This window comes from Mesorhizobium sp. 131-3-5 (assembly GCF_016756575.1).
Classification (GTDB): Bacteria; Pseudomonadota; Alphaproteobacteria; order Rhizobiales; family Rhizobiaceae; genus Mesorhizobium; species Mesorhizobium jarvisii.
Window position 1 is genome coordinate 811916 of the sequence record NZ_AP023254.1, and the last position, 13737, is coordinate 825652.

At 64.5% G+C, this 13737-nt stretch carries 14 protein-coding genes; 10 read left to right on the forward strand and 4 right to left on the reverse strand.

Annotation, left to right across the window (positions count from 1 at the left end):
- Window positions 1-12: 12 nt before the first annotated feature.
- Entirely contained in the window at window positions 13-729 is a 717-nt protein-coding gene (gene rph, locus JG747_RS03830) for a ribonuclease PH (protein WP_032932415.1), read from the reverse strand.
- 158 nt (window positions 730-887) lie between these two features.
- Here rph and hrcA point away from each other — a divergent pair, with 158 nt between their 5' ends.
- The 6 genes from hrcA (at window position 888) to JG747_RS03860 (ending at window position 6523) form a co-directional block, all read left to right on the forward strand.
- Entirely contained in the window at window positions 888-1970 is a 1083-nt protein-coding gene (gene hrcA, locus JG747_RS03835) for a heat-inducible transcriptional repressor HrcA (RefSeq protein WP_041164512.1), read from the forward strand.
- Window positions 1971-2009: 39 nt separating this feature from the next.
- Window positions 2010-2207: a hypothetical protein gene (locus JG747_RS03840; RefSeq protein WP_010912574.1), complete on the forward strand. Its 198-nt coding sequence runs from the start codon at window positions 2010-2012 to the stop codon at window positions 2205-2207.
- 91 nt (window positions 2208-2298) lie between these two features.
- Window positions 2299-3666, forward strand: a complete 1368-nt coding sequence (locus JG747_RS03845) for a PQQ-dependent sugar dehydrogenase (RefSeq protein WP_244748328.1) — start codon at window positions 2299-2301, stop codon at window positions 3664-3666.
- Between the two features lie 110 nt (window positions 3667-3776).
- Window positions 3777-4394 carry a LysE family translocator gene (locus tag JG747_RS03850; protein ID WP_202361188.1) on the forward strand — a complete coding sequence of 206 codons (618 nt, stop codon included), beginning with the start codon at window positions 3777-3779 and terminating at the stop codon, window positions 4392-4394.
- Window positions 4395-4575: 181 nt separating this feature from the next.
- Entirely contained in the window at window positions 4576-5556 is a 981-nt protein-coding gene (cysK, locus tag JG747_RS03855; RefSeq protein WP_019862274.1) for a cysteine synthase A, read from the forward strand.
- Window positions 5557-5896: 340 nt separating this feature from the next.
- Complete coding sequence (locus JG747_RS03860) at window positions 5897-6523, forward strand: glutathione S-transferase family protein (protein WP_064985367.1); 627 nt, start codon at window positions 5897-5899, stop codon at window positions 6521-6523.
- Between the two features lie 3 nt (window positions 6524-6526).
- Here the strand turns inward: JG747_RS03860 and JG747_RS03865 are convergent, their stop codons facing one another.
- Both JG747_RS03865 and JG747_RS03870 read right to left on the reverse strand, forming a co-directional pair.
- On the reverse strand, window positions 6527-7771 hold the full coding sequence (locus JG747_RS03865) for an RNA polymerase sigma factor (protein WP_019862270.1): 1245 nt from the start codon (window positions 7769-7771) through the stop codon (window positions 6527-6529).
- A 25-nt stretch (window positions 7772-7796) separates the two neighbouring features.
- Window positions 7797-8165, reverse strand: coding sequence for a YciI family protein (locus JG747_RS03870; RefSeq protein ID WP_019862269.1), 369 nt, complete (start codon window positions 8163-8165; stop codon window positions 7797-7799).
- 221 nt (window positions 8166-8386) lie between these two features.
- Between JG747_RS03870 and JG747_RS03875 the strand changes: the two genes are divergently transcribed.
- On the forward strand, window positions 8387-8848 hold the full coding sequence (locus tag JG747_RS03875; protein ID WP_202361189.1) for a RidA family protein: 462 nt from the start codon (window positions 8387-8389) through the stop codon (window positions 8846-8848).
- 349 nt (window positions 8849-9197) lie between these two features.
- Here JG747_RS03875 and JG747_RS03880 read toward each other — a convergent pair whose 3' ends face one another.
- Window positions 9198-9338, reverse strand: coding sequence for a hypothetical protein (locus tag JG747_RS03880; protein ID WP_013892047.1), 141 nt, complete (start codon window positions 9336-9338; stop codon window positions 9198-9200).
- 397 nt (window positions 9339-9735) lie between these two features.
- On the opposite strand from JG747_RS03880, the gene JG747_RS03885 reads away from it, so the two are divergent.
- From JG747_RS03885 to ligD, 3 genes are all read left to right on the forward strand, one after another.
- On the forward strand, window positions 9736-10242 hold the full coding sequence (locus JG747_RS03885) for a YciE/YciF ferroxidase family protein (RefSeq protein ID WP_202361190.1): 507 nt from the start codon (window positions 9736-9738) through the stop codon (window positions 10240-10242).
- Between the two features lie 114 nt (window positions 10243-10356).
- Window positions 10357-11226 (forward strand): non-homologous end joining protein Ku, encoded by an 870-nt coding sequence (ku, locus tag JG747_RS03890; RefSeq protein ID WP_019862266.1) that lies wholly within the window; start codon window positions 10357-10359, stop codon window positions 11224-11226.
- Window positions 11227-11237: 11 nt separating this feature from the next.
- A complete protein-coding gene (gene ligD / locus JG747_RS03895) occupies window positions 11238-13727 on the forward strand; it encodes a DNA ligase D (protein WP_202361191.1) in 2490 nt (829 codons plus the stop codon).
- Window positions 13728-13737: the final 10 nt, after the last annotated feature.

The window sequence follows — 13737 nt, forward strand, 5'->3', positions numbered from 1 at the left end:
AAAATCGATGGCTTACGCCACCGCCATCTGCTGCAGGCTGACCAGGCGCTGGATGCCTTTCTTGGCCAGGCCCATCAATTCGGCGAACTGGTCCTCCGAGAAGGGCTCGCCCTCGGCGGTGCCCTGGATCTCGACGATGCCGCCCTTGCCGGTCATGACGAAATTGGCGTCGGTGCCGGCCGCGGAATCCTCGAGATAATCGAGGTCGATGACCGGCTGGCCGTCATGGATGCCGCAGGAAATCGCCGCGACATGGTCCTTCAGCACCTTGGCGACGCTCGCCATCTGCCGGGCTTCCATCCAGCGCAGGCAGTCGTACAGCGCCACCCAACCGCCGGTGATCGAGGCGGTGCGGGTGCCGCCATCGGCCTGGATGACGTCGCAATCGACGGTGATCTGCTGTTCGCCCAGCGCCTGCAGATCGACGACGGCGCGCAAGGACCGGCCGATCAGGCGCTGGATTTCCAGCGTGCGGCCGCCCTGCTTGCCGGCCGAGGCCTCGCGGCGCATGCGCTCGCCGGTCGAGCGCGGCAGCATGCCATATTCGGCCGTCACCCAACCCTTGCCGGAATTGCGCATCCAGCCCGGCACCTTCTCCTCGAGGCTCGCCGTGCACAGGACATGGGTGTCGCCGAACTTCACCAGGCACGAGCCTTCGGCGTGCTTGGAGACGCCACGCTCGAAGGAGATGGCGCGCATTTCGTCGAATTGGCGTTTGGAGGGGCGCATTCAGGCTTCTTTCCCAGTCATTTTTCGGAATCGTGGCCGGCTTTTAGACGGATGGGGGGCAGCGCGCAAAGGAAAACGGACCGGGCGATCCGATACAGAGACCGGGTTGCGCCCACCGTGCCGAAGTCTATATCCTGAACAAGGAGGTTTTTGGCCGAATGACCAAGGCAATCGATCCGGGTTCGCAGTCGCTTGCACTTCAATCACTCGACATGCGCTCTCGCGACATCTTCCGGCGCATCGTCGATTCCTATCTCAGGGACGGCGAGCCCGTGGGTTCGCGCAGCCTGTCGCGCATCCTGCCCTCCTCACTGTCGCCGGCCACCATCCGCAATGTGATGAGCGACCTCGAGCATCTCGGGCTGATCTACGCGCCGCACATCTCGGCCGGCCGGCTGCCGACGCAGGCGGGCCTGCGCTTCTTCGTCGATGCCTTCATGGAACTTGGCGACCTCTCCGACGAGGAGCGCCGCACCATCGAGGCGCAGGTGCGGGCCTCCGGCTCGGGCGCGACGCTGGAGCACATGCTGACCGAGGCCAGCCAGATGCTGTCGGGCATGTCGCGCGGCGCCGGCCTGGTGCTGGCCGCCAAGAACGAGGTGGCGCTGAAGCATATCGAATTCATCCAGCTGGAGCCGACCAAGGCGCTCGCCGTGCTGGTGTCGCAGAATGGCGACGTCGAGAACCGCGTTGTCGAGCTGCCGGCGGGCATCACCGTCTCGCAGCTGCACGAAGCCTCGAATTTCCTCAACGCCCATATTCGCGGCCGCACGCTGGCCGAGGCGCGCACCGAGATCGCCCGCATCAAGGAAGAGACGAGAGCCGCCCTCGACACGCTGTCGCAGGACCTCGTCGAGAAGGGGCTGGCGGTGTGGGCGGGTGCGGAAAGCGGCCTGCCGGCACGGCTCATCGTGCGCGGCCGCGCCAACCTGCTCGAAAACGTCACCGCCCAGGCCGACATCGAATTGCTGCGGCATCTGTTCGAGGACATGGAGACGCAGGACGGGCTGATCCAGCTGCTTGACCTCGCCGAGCAGGGATCGGGCGTGCGCATCTTCATCGGTTCGGAAAACAAGTTGTTTTCGCTGTCGGGCTCGTCGCTGGTGGTCGCGCCCTATCGCGACAAAGATGCCCGCGTCGTCGGCGCGCTCGGCGTCATCGGGCCGACCCGGTTGAACTACGCCCGCATCGTGCCGATGGTCGATTATACGGCGCAGCTGATTTCACGCATGCTAAGGTAGGGCCCCGAACGGGAAGAGACGGGCAGCAAGGAGAAAAGAATGGCGCTCGAAGAACTCAAGGCCCGGATCAGCCTGCTGCTCGAGGAGATGGTCAACCAGCCGGAAGACCAGCACGAAATCCAGGAACAATTGCGCGAGAAATTGCGGGAAATGCGCGCCATGGGCCTGCCGCTGCCGGCCGATCTGGTCGCGCTGGAAAAACGCCTCGACGACGATTTTTACGCTGCCGGCACATAAGACCGGATTTTCGCTTCCTCGTCAGGTCGAGCGAGCGGAACCCGGAGACAAGCCGGCCGTTGGTTTCCTTCGCGACCAGATGGAGGACAAGATGATCCGATTGGCCGGACTGGTGATCCCCGCCCTGTTCCTCACAAGCGCGGCGTTCGCACAGCAGGCGGACCAGCCGGTGCTGAAGGGCGCGGCGGCCTTCGGCGACTGGCGTGCCGACAAACCGGGCGTGCGCCGACTGATCAAGCCGGAAGACCTGCCGAAGCCCTATGTCACCAAGTCGGTGTCGAACAGCGCCGGCCTTGCCGACATGCCGGCGGGCGCGAAGCCGCAATTGCCGCCGGGTTTTTCGGCCGAGCTGATCGCATCCGGCATCGACAATCCGCGCGCCGTGCGCGTCGCACCCAATGGCGACCTGTTCGTCGCCGACAGCGAAGCCAACCAGGTCCGCGTCTATCGCCTGGCCAAGGACAGCGCCAAGCCCGCCGAGGACGGCATTTTCGCCGGCAATCTCAACCAGCCCTATGGCATTGCCTTCTATCCGCCGGGGGACGACCCGCAATGGGTCTATGTCGCCAACAGCGACAGCATCGTGCGCTTCGCCTACCGCGGTGGCGACCTGAAGGCATCCGGCGAACCCGAAATCATCGTCGCAAACATTCCCGCGAACCATCACTGGACCCGCGACATCGTCTTTTCGCCTGACGGCAAGACGCTCTATCTGTCGGTCGGCTCCGGCTCGAACGTCGCCGAGGACATGGGCAAGGAGCCCGATGGCGGCCTTGAAGCATGGGTGAAATCGCAGCCGCTGGGCGCAACCTGGGGCTCCGAAGAGGGGCGCGCCGACGTGCAGGCCTTCGATCCGGACGGCAAGAACGGCCGCATCGTCGCCACCGGCCTGCGCAACTGTTCTGGCATGACCATCCAGCCGGCGACCGGCGCGCTGTGGTGCGTCGTCAACGAGCGCGACGCGCTGGGCGACAATGTGCCGTTCGAATACGCCACCTCGGTCAAGGACGGCGCGTACTATGGCTGGCCCTGGTACTATATCGGCAACCACGAGGACCCGCGCCACAACGGCGCGCGGCCCGACCTCGCCGGCAAGGCAACCACTCCCGACGTATTGATGCAGGCGCATTCGGCGCCGCTCAACATCGCCTTCTACGACCGCAAGGATTTGCCCGCCGACAGCGGTTTTCCCAAGGAATACAGGGGCGATGCCTTCGTTGCCCTGCACGGTTCGTGGAATCGCGGCAACCGGACCGGCTACAAGGTCGTCCGCCTGCTGTTCAAGGACGGCAAGCCGACCGGCGAGTATGAGGATTTCATGACCGGCTTCGTCGTTTCCAGCGGCGAGGTCTGGGGCCGGCCCGTGGGCGTGGCGGTGGCCCATGACGGCGCGCTGATCGTCACCGAGGACGGCAATGGCACGATCTGGCGCGTGACCTATGACGGCGGCCGTTCCTGAGGGATTTTACTCGGATGGCGCGGTATCTGGTGCAATAGAATCCGACCGCCAGGGAATTCAATCCTGGTCCGTTCCGTGCGAAAAGGCCGCCTGATCCAGGACCACTCGCCATGACCCTCACCGGCTTCCTCGCCTACAGTGCCGCCCTCGGCATCGCCGCCGCCATTCCCGGCCCCGGCGTCACCGCGCTTGTCGCGCGGGCGCTCGGTTCCGGCTTCCGCTCGTCGCTGGCCATGTCCTTTGGCCTGATGCTGGGCGATCTCACCTACCTGACCGCCGTGGTGCTCGGCCTCGCCTTCGTCGCGCAGACCTTCGGCATGGTGTTCCTCGCCATCAAATGGGCCGGCGTCGCCTATCTGGCATTTCTGGGCTGGCGCTTCTGGACCGCCGGCATCACGCCCGAGACGGTCGAGGCGAAAAAGGGCAAGGGCGGACTGGTGTCGAGCTTTGTCGCCGGCCTCACCGTCACGCTCGGCAATCCGAAGACGATGATCTTCTACCTGGCGATCACGCCGACCATCGTCGACCTGAAGACGATCAGGCTGGCCGATTACGGCATTCTCGCCGCGCTGACGGTGGTCGTGCTGTTCGTCGTGCTGGTTCCCTACCTAGCGCTCGCCGCCAAGGCGCGCTGGTTCCTGAAATCGCCGCGCGCGCTTAAGCTGCTGAACCGCACCGCCGCCGGCTTCATGGTCGGCGCCGCGGCAGCGATCGCGGCCCGCCAGTAGCACGCTTTCTGCCAAAACATTCCGGGGCCAGGCTTCCCCGCGAAATGCTTTTCCGGGACTTGGGCGTTTTAGACACAGGCCCCACTCGGATATTTCCGGCCGACAGCTTATGTTGCGCGGCTGAAAGCCCTATCTTGCCGGCTGCAATGCCACTTGCCTGAAATCCTGGGAGCGAAAACCAATGAACAAGCCCGTCACCTCCGCCCGCGTCCCCGGCCGCGGCCGCATCTACAGTTCCATCACCGACACGATCGGCGACACGCCCCTGGTCCGGCTCGACAAGTTCGCCAAGGAGAAGGGCGTCGTCGCCAATCTGGTCGCCAAGCTCGAATTCTTCAACCCGATCGCCTCGGTCAAGGACCGCATCGGTGTGGCGATGATCGAGGCGCTCGAGGCTGCCGGCAAGATTGCGGCCGGCAAGACGACGCTGATCGAACCGACCTCGGGCAATACCGGCATCGCGCTTGCCTTCGCCGCCGCCGCCAAGGGCTACAAGCTCATCCTGACCATGCCCGAGACGATGTCGGTCGAGCGCCGTAAGATGCTGGCGCTGCTCGGCGCCGAACTGGTGCTGACCGAAGGGCCGAAAGGCATGAAGGGCGCCATCGCCAAGGCGGACGAACTGGCCGCGACGATCCCCAATGCCGTCATCCCGCAGCAGTTCGAAAACCCGGCCAACCCGGAAATCCACCGTAAGACGACGGCGCAGGAGATCTGGAACGACACGCAGGGCGAGGTCGACATCTTCGTCGCCGGCATCGGCACCGGCGGCACCATCACCGGCGTCGGCCAGGTGCTGAAGAAGCTCAAGCCTTCGCTGCATGTCGTCGCCGTCGAGCCGGAAGCCTCCCCGGTGCTGTCGGGCGGCCAGCCCGGCCCGCACAAGATCCAGGGTATCGGCGCCGGCTTCGCGCCAAAGATCCTCGACACCACGATCTATGACGAGATCGTCAAGGTTTCCAACGAGGATTCGGTCGCCAATGCCCGCCTCGTCGCCCGCCTCGAAGGCGTGCCGGTCGGCATCTCGTCGGGTGCCGCGCTGCAGGCGGCAATCGTCGTCGGCTCGCGGCCGGAGAACAGGGGCAAGACCCTGGTCGTGGTCATTCCCGACTTCGCCGAACGCTACCTGTCGACGATCTTGTTCGAGGGATTGGGGGCTTAGGCCTAACAGCTTCGTCATCCCAAGGGCGGAGCGACGCGAAGCGGCGCGCAGACCCTGGGATCCATGCCGTGATCGCGGCCGAGGAGTGCCGCGGTTCAGGATGAAGCTCTATTTGCATCGTCGCGGCGCTTTGAAGTCGCGGCATGGATCCTCGGGTCTGCGCCGCGTCGCTTCGCTCCTTCCTCCGCCCGTGGATGACGAAGCGAAGGGCAGCGTCGTGACCCAATCTCGCTGGCCCGTTGAAAAATCCTCCCGTGGCGCCTGTGAGCCGGCTTGAGCAGGACCCTGCTTCCGGTGCATATCGCCCCGGTCCGCTTTGCGCGGATCAGGGGAGAATTTCATGTACAAGCTCTATACCCGTCCCGGCAGCGGCGGCTTCGTCGTCGAGGCGGCGCTGGCGCTCGCCAACGCACCGTTCGAACAGGTCGATGTGCCGAAGACCGACCGCCCCGATCCGGCCTTCCTCGACATCAGCCCGCTGAACCAGGTGCCGGTGCTGACCTTGCCGGACGGCAGCTCGATGACCGAATCGGCGGCGATCTGCATCCTGCTCGCCGAGCGCCATCCCGAGGCCCGCCTGGCGCCGGCGGTCGATGCGCCTGCCCGCGCCGATTTCCTGCGCTGGATGGCCTTCATGTCGTCGGTGCTCTACCCGGCGGTGCTGCGGTTCTACTACGCCCATCGCTACACGGCAGACGCCGACGGCACGAAAGCCGTCAAGCAGGCGGCAGTCGCCGAGATGGACCGTGGCTTCGCCGTCCTCGATGCCGCTCTGAAGGGTCGTGACTGGCTGGTTGGTGACCAGATGTCGCTGGCCGACATCTATCTCGTCATGCTGGTGGCCTGGCATCCCGACATCGACACAGCGCGAGCGGCATGGCCTGATATTGAACGTCTCTGGGCCAGGCTGCGCGGCCATCCGCTGCTGAAGACGCTCAATACATCACATGAGATGTGGCCGGGCTGAAGATCAGTTTCGCAGCGCCGCCCTTTTGCCTTGCAGGAACCGGCGCACCGCCGGGTCGCGTTCGAGACCGATTGCCCTGTCATAGGCCTCGGTTGCCTGCGGCGCCTGGCCAAGCCTGGCCAGGAGACCGGCCCGCGCCGCCCAATAGGGCTGATACTCATTGAGCCGCTTGTCGTCGCCCAACACGTAAAGCGCCGCCAGCCCCGCCACGGCGCCCTCCGTCTCGGCAAGCGCCACCGCGCGGTTGATCGCCACCACCGGCGATCCGACGATCGAAAACAGCGCGTCGTAAAGCGCGCGGATCGCCGGCCAATCGGTGCGGCCGGTCAGCCGCCGCGCCGCGTGGGCGGACTGGACGGCCGCCTCGAGCTGGTAGCGGCCGACGACGCCGCTCATCGCGGCATGGGACAGAAGCGCCTCCGCCTCGTCGATGAGGGCGCGGTCCCACAGGTCGCAGTCCTGTTCGGCCAGCGGCACGAAGTCGCCTTCGGCACTGCGCCGGGCAGTGCGGCGCGCCTCGGCAAACAGCATGAGCGCCAGCAGGCCAAGCGCTTCCGGCTCTTGCGGCATCAGCGTCACCACCAGGCGGCCGAGCCAGATGCCTTCGGTGGCGAGGTTGCGGCGCTGCGTCTCGGTGCCGACCGGATCGGACCAGCCTTCGGCGAAGGCGGCGTAGATCGCTTCCAGCACCGCGCCCAGCCTTTCGCCGAGTTCGGCCCGCTCCGGCACACGGAACGGAATGCCGGTTTCGCGGATGCGCGTCTTGGCGCGCACCAGGCGCTGGCCCATCGTTGCCGGCGAGACCAGGAAGGCGGAAGCGATCGTCGCGGCATCGAAGCCCAGCACTGTCTGCAGGATCAGCGGCGCCCGCACGCCCGGCTCGATCGCAGGATGCGCGCAAGCAAACATCAGCCGCAGCCGTTCGTCGGGCAGCTCTTCGTCGGTCATGCGCGCCTCCATCTCCTCGGCGATCAGCTTGAGATGATCGCGGGCCGCCTCCCGGGTGAGCCGCCGGCGAACCGCATCGACCCGCCGCCGCCGCGCCACGGCCAGCAGCCAGGCTTCCGGCTTTTCAGGCACGCCTGACTTCGGCCAGCGCTCGAGCGCGGCGGCAAAGGCGTCCGCCAGCGCATCCTCGGCCGCGGTCACGTCGCGCGTGCGCGCCGCGAGCCAGGCGACCAGCTTGCCGTAGCTCTGCCGGGCGGCGGCCTCGGCGGCCGCCCGGGCGATCTCCGGGCGACTGTCCATCACATGGTCATTTCCTGGCACGTCGTCATTGCTTGGGCATGTAGTCGGCCATTTCCCAGATCGGCCGCAACTCGACCGTGCCGGTGCTGGCCGCCGGACAGCGCGCGGCCCATTCGATGGCGGTGTCGATATCGGCCGCCTCGATCATGTAGAAGCCGGCAAGCTGCTCCTTGGTGTCGGCATAGGGGCCGTCGATCACATTGGTCTTGCCGTCGGCGATCCGGACCGAGGTGGTCGCCTGGGTCGGGCGCAGGCGTTCGCCGGCCAGCCAGGCGCCGGATTTCTTCAACGCTTCGGTATAGGCGCCATAGGCCGCGCTCATCTGCTGGGTCTTCTCGATCGGCATGGCCGCCATTGCGGCTTCGTTATTGTTGATCATCAGCATGTATCGCATGGGTCTTCTCCCGTGGTTTCGAAGGCCGCGTCCTTGCGGGGCCAGACGTATGTCGCGCGGCGTCGACCGATTTCGACAGGCGCCAAGAAAAAACTTTCGGCTTCGTCACGCGGTTTCGCAAGGACCAGGTTTCGCCAAGCGGCCGGCGGCGCTGGCCATGATGCCTCGCCGCGCTATCCTTTGTGATCTAGGCACGTCACGCCAGAGATGGGAGATGAGCAATGGAACTCGTGACCCGCAAGAAATTCAAAAGCGGCCGATTGATGCCGTGGGGCAAGGGGACCGTCGTCAGCGGCGCGAAGGGATTCGTCTACCTTTGCGGAAACACGGCGACCGCCGCCGACTACGATCCGGCCGGCAAGCAGGGCGGTCGTTTCGCCGGCGATGCGGCGGCGCAGTGGCTCGAGGTTCTGGGCAACATCAAATCCGATCTGGAGGAGCTGGGCACCGCGCTTGAACACCTTGTCAAACTGACCTTCTTTGTCCGAGGACCATTTCCCGACGGCGGCGTTCTCAGCTCTCCCAATTTTCGCCTGGACGTTCTGGACGCGTTCTTTGCCGAGCATTGCCCGAAGCACTGCAGCTACAACAACCCGCCGCCCTCGGAGGTGATTGGCGTTGCCGCGCTCGCTCAGGCCGACATCGTCATTGAAATTGTCGCGATCGCGGCCCTGCCGGATTGAGCCGGGCCTTGGCGTGCCTCCCTCACCCCCATGCGCACGAGGCCGGAGCGCAGTACGCAGACGCCATCGAAGACGATCAGCGGATGGCTGGTATCGAAAGATGGTTCAGCGGGAGGGCTGGGACTGGCCAGACGTGACTGGGGCGGACTGGACCGAGGAAGGTCGGTCACGCGGTCCTCGGCTGCTCGTGTCCTGGGACACCAGGCCAGCCGGGGGCGGGATCAAAGACGTGGCGATGTCGCACGACGCCTGTCGCTCAGAGCCGGGCGCTCGGAACGATAGGTGGTGGCGCGGGTCGTGGCACCCGGCCTGCAGATACGGCTGTTGTGGCGGCTCTCGAACGTCATGGTCAGTGCGCGCCCAGCGACGTGCCGCGACGGGCGCAAGCCGGACCGGGGCCGCGCATGTAGTAGCGCTCCGGCCGATAGGTCGGCGCGACGAATTCGCGGATGGCGGCGGCGTAGCCGATGAGGTGCGTGAGGAAGTTCATTTACCCTGTCCCTGTCCCGATTTTCGGATGTCCCTTCCGAATTGCGCGAAGGATAGCATCGAGGCGTGAATAGTCGGTGAACACGATGTTAATATCTGGTCGAAAACCCGTTGCTTCGTGGCCGGAATGCGGCTGTTTCGGGGTGTTTCCGCGCCTTTTGTCGCCATTCCGGCCAGTGTGACTTTTGCATCACATATGTTTCGTTTGAATGTCGCCTGGGCGCGGTTGTGTTTCAATTTCCGGCTGGCTGATGGAATTTCCTTGCTCAGGCAGGAAGGAAGGAACCGGCATATAGGGCGGACGTTGACCGTCGGGACTGGCGTGGCCGGCCCGCGATTGCCTGCAAGCCGCAGGCACGTACACCAACACCGCAAGAGCAAATGGAAAGGCTAGAACCATGGGCTTCTTTTCGAAGGACATCAAAACGCTGGACGACCTGTTCGTGCACACATTGCGCGACATCTATTACGCGGAAAAGCAGATCGAGAAGGCATTGCCGAAGATGATCGACAAGGCCACCAACGCGCAGCTCAAAGCAGGCTTCGAAAAACATCTTGAACAGACCAGGGGCCATATCGAACGCGTCGAAGAGGTGTTCGAGCTGCATGGCGTCAAGGCCAAGGCCATCGACTGCCCGGCCATTGACGGCATCCTCGAGGAAGCCGACGAGGTGAGCGGCGACATCGCCGACAAGGAGGTCCTGGACGCCGCCCTGATCGCGTCTGCGCAAGCAGTCGAGCATTACGAAATGACCCGCTACGGCACGCTGATTGCATGGGCCAAGCAACTCGGCCGCAGCGATTGCGCCAATGTACTCGCGAAGAATCTCAAGGAAGAGCAGGCGACCGATCACAAGCTCACCGAGATGGCGGAAAGCAAGATCAATCTCCAGGCTGCCGAATAGGTGAGATGGCAGGCAAGATCGGCGCGGCAACGGCGCCGACTTGCCTTGTCGCGCGGTCGGAACCGGAATGGGCTTTGCCCCGTTCTGGATTGAACCCATTGCAAGGAGTTTGTCATGGCACCGCGTCCAGCCTGGAAGGGCTACCTGAAGCTGTCGCTGGTCACCTGCGCGGTCGAACTGACCAATGTCGTCACCCATACCGAAAGGGTGTCGTTCCGCATTCTCAACCGCAAGACGGGCAACACGGTGAAGCGCATCTATGTCGATGCCGAAACCGGCAAGCCCTTGGACGACGGCGACGAGATCAAGGGCTATGAATTGGACGACGGCGATTTCGTCCGTATCGAGGAAGACGAGATCGAGGCCGTGCAGATCGAATCCTCGCACACGATGAGCCTCGACGGTTTCGTCGACAAGGCCTCGATCCAGCAGATCTATCTCGACACGCCCTATTATGTCGCGCCGGCCGACAAGGTGTCGGAGGAAGCGTTCGCCGTCATCCGCGATGCCATGGCGGGCAAGAAGATGGCCGGGCTGGCGCGGATCGTGCTTTATCAACGCGAACGGCCCGTGGTCATCGAGCCGCTCGGCAAGGGCATGGTGGTGACGACGCTGCGCTACGACAATACGGTGCGCCAGCCCGACAGCGTGTTCGGCGAGATCAAGGCTGTGAAGACCGACCAGGAGATGACCGATCTCGCCGAACTGATCATCGACAAGAAGAAGGCGAAGTTCGATCCGTCTAAATTCGACGACAAATACGAGGACGCGCTGCTCGAACTGATCCGGGCCAAGAAGGCGGGGCACAAGGCGCCCAAGGCGAAGGCGGCGCCAAAACCCTCCAACGTCGTCAATCTGTTCGACGCGCTGAAGAAGAGCCTGTCATCGGATTCCGGCTCGCCTAAATCATCATCCGCAAAAGCCAGGCCGGCGGCCAAACGCGCCAAGCCGAAAGCGGCCGCGCCGAAGCGCAAATCGGCCTGAGGAGACCAAGGATGGCCGGCCTCGAACAGTATCATGCCAAGCGCGATTTCAAGAAGACATCGGAGCCGGCGGGCAAGGTCGCACGCACCGGGAAAAACGAAGCCGGGGGCATCTTCGTCATCCACAAGCACGCGGCGACCAGGCTGCACTACGACCTTCGGCTCGAGCATGGCGGCGTGCTGTGGAGCTGGGCGGTGACGCGGGGGCCCAGCCTCGATCCGCACGAGAAGCGGCTGGCCGTCCATGTCGAGGACCACCCGATCGACTATGCGCCGTTCGAAGGCACGATCCCGAAGGGCGAGTATGGCGGCGGCTCGGTCATCGTCTGGGACGAGGGGACATGGGTGCCTGAGACCGACCCGGCCAAGGCGATGAAGAAGGGCCACATCAGTTTCGAGCTCAACGGCCACAAATTGCATGGGCTGTGGCATCTGGTGCGGCTGAAGCCGCGGGCGGGCGAAAAGCGCGACAACTGGCTCTTGATCAAGTCCGACGATGCCGCGGCGCGCCCGGGCGAGGACATTTTGAAGGAGAGGCCGGAATCGGTGAAGTCGGGCCTGACGATCGAAGAGGTCGGCGAGGGCAAGGCGGCCAAGGGTAAGAAGCCAGAAGTCTGGCACTCCAACAAGCCGGCCGCCGGCACGGCGAAGGCCGCAAGCCGCAAACTCGTTTTCATCGAGCCGCAACTGGCGACGCTGGAGCGGGACGCACCACCGGGCAAGGACTGGCTGCATGAAGTCAAATTCGACGGCTATCGCATGCAGGCGCATATCGCCGGCACGGATGTGCGGCTCTTGACCCGCACCGGCCTCGACTGGACGGAAAAATTCGGCGGGGAGATCATTGCCGAGCTCGCCGGGCTGAAGTGCAGCGACGCCATCATCGACGGCGAAATTGTCGTGCTGGCCGACAGCGGCGTCTCGTCCTTCGCGCTGCTGCAGCAGGATCTGTCGGCGAAGCGGGCAAACCGCTTCCTCTATTACGTGTTCGACCTGATGCGTCTCGACGGCAAGGATTTGCGCGCCGAGCCGCTGGTCGAGCGCAAGCAGGCCTTGCAGGAGCTGCTCGGCAAGCAGGCCGAGAACCCGGCGGTGCGTTTCTCCGACCATTTTTTCGAGCCCGGCAAGATCATGCTGGAGCATGCCTGCAGGATGGGGCTGGAAGGCGTCGTGTCCAAACGCGCCGATGCGCCCTATCGCAGCGGGCGCGGCCCGACCTGGGTGAAGTCGAAATGCACGGCACGGCAGGAATTCGTCATCGGCGGCTATCTGCCTTCGGACAAGACCGGGCGCGGGCTGCGCTCGCTGCTGGTCGGCTATTACGAGGGCGGCAAACTGCAGTATGCCGGTCGTGTCGGCACCGGTTTTTCCGCCAAAGGCGCGACGGAGCTGAAGAACAAGCTCGACGCGCTGCAGGCGAAGGCTTCGCCCTTCGCCAAGGCCGTGCCGAAAGGCAAGGGGCTGGTCTGGGTCAAGCCGGAATTGGTCGGCGAAGTGGAGTTTCGCAGCTGGACGTCGGACCGTATAATACGTCATGCCTCGTTCCAGGGGCTGCGCGAGGACAAGCCGGCGGAGGACGTTGTGCAGGAAAAGCCCAAGGCAGCGACAGGCAAGGGCAAGCCGGCCTCGAGCGGCGGCGGGACGATGACGACCAGCGTAAAACTCTCGCATCCCGACAAGCTGCTATGGCCCGACGAGAAGATCTCCAAGCAGGGCCTGCTCGACCATTACGCCGAGGTTTGGCCGCGCATGGAGCAGTTCGTCGTCAACCGGCCGCTCAGCCTGGTGCGGGCGCCGGACGGCATCGGCGGCCCGCGCTTCTTCCAAAAACATGCCTCGGCCGGCATGAGCGACAGAATAGCCCGGATGAAAGACCCGACGGATGGCGAGGAAATCCTGTTCGTGCGAGATTTCGACGGGGTGGCGGCGCTCGTCCAGTACGGCGTGGTCGAAATCCACATCTGGGGATGCACGATCGACAAGCTTGAACAGCCGGACCAGATCATCTTCGATCTCGACCCCGATGAAGGTGTCGACGTCAAAGCGGTGCGCGAGGCGGCGCTCGATATCAGGGGCAGGCTCGACGAGCTGTCGCTGCCGAACTTCGTCAAGACATCGGGCGGCAAGGGCTATCATGTGCTGGTGCCGCTGAAACCGTCGGCGGACTGGGAGGCGGTGAAGACCTTCGCCCATGATTTCGCCAAGGCGCTCGAACAGGGTGCCCCCGACCGCTACACGGCGACGCTGTCGAAGAAGGCGCGCACCGGGAAAATCTTCGTCGACTATCTGCGCAATGGCAGGGGCTCGACAACGGTCGCTCCGTATTCCTCGCGCGCCAAGAAGGGCGCCACCGTATCGATGCCGGTGACCTGGGCCGAGATCGAGGCCGGCCTGGCGCCGAACGCTTTCCCCATAGGCGACAAGACGACGCTGAAGCAGTTGGCGGAAGCCGATCCTTGGGTGGATTTCTTCAAGCAGGGCAAGGTGTTGAAGCGGGGGTAGTTCTCGGCGC

Excerpts from the sequence above, each read along its gene's own strand:
- JG747_RS03845 (WP_244748328.1), top strand. The coding sequence starts at position 2,299 with ATGATCCGATTGGCCGGACTGGTGATCCCCGCCCTGTTCCTCACAAGC.
- cysK (WP_019862274.1), top strand. The coding sequence starts at position 4,576 with ATGAACAAGCCCGTCACCTCCGCCCGCGTCCCCGGCCGCGGCCGCATC.
- JG747_RS03885 (WP_202361190.1), top strand. The coding sequence starts at position 9,736 with ATGGGCTTCTTTTCGAAGGACATCAAAACGCTGGACGACCTGTTCGTG.
- JG747_RS03875 (WP_202361189.1), top strand. The coding sequence starts at position 8,387 with ATGGAACTCGTGACCCGCAAGAAATTCAAAAGCGGCCGATTGATGCCG.
- JG747_RS03850 (WP_202361188.1), top strand. The coding sequence starts at position 3,777 with ATGACCCTCACCGGCTTCCTCGCCTACAGTGCCGCCCTCGGCATCGCC.
- JG747_RS03840 (WP_010912574.1), top strand. The coding sequence starts at position 2,010 with ATGGCGCTCGAAGAACTCAAGGCCCGGATCAGCCTGCTGCTCGAGGAG.
- JG747_RS03870 (WP_019862269.1), bottom strand. The coding sequence starts at position 8,165 with ATGCGATACATGCTGATGATCAACAATAACGAAGCCGCAATGGCGGCC.
- ku (WP_019862266.1), top strand. The coding sequence starts at position 10,357 with ATGGCACCGCGTCCAGCCTGGAAGGGCTACCTGAAGCTGTCGCTGGTC.
- JG747_RS03880 (WP_013892047.1), bottom strand. The coding sequence starts at position 9,338 with ATGAACTTCCTCACGCACCTCATCGGCTACGCCGCCGCCATCCGCGAA.
- rph (WP_032932415.1), bottom strand. The coding sequence starts at position 729 with ATGCGCCCCTCCAAACGCCAATTCGACGAAATGCGCGCCATCTCCTTC.
- JG747_RS03860 (WP_064985367.1), top strand. The coding sequence starts at position 5,897 with ATGTACAAGCTCTATACCCGTCCCGGCAGCGGCGGCTTCGTCGTCGAG.
- JG747_RS03865 (WP_019862270.1), bottom strand. The coding sequence starts at position 7,771 with ATGGACAGTCGCCCGGAGATCGCCCGGGCGGCCGCCGAGGCCGCCGCC.
- hrcA (WP_041164512.1), top strand. The coding sequence starts at position 888 with ATGACCAAGGCAATCGATCCGGGTTCGCAGTCGCTTGCACTTCAATCA.
- ligD (WP_202361191.1), top strand. The coding sequence starts at position 11,238 with ATGGCCGGCCTCGAACAGTATCATGCCAAGCGCGATTTCAAGAAGACA.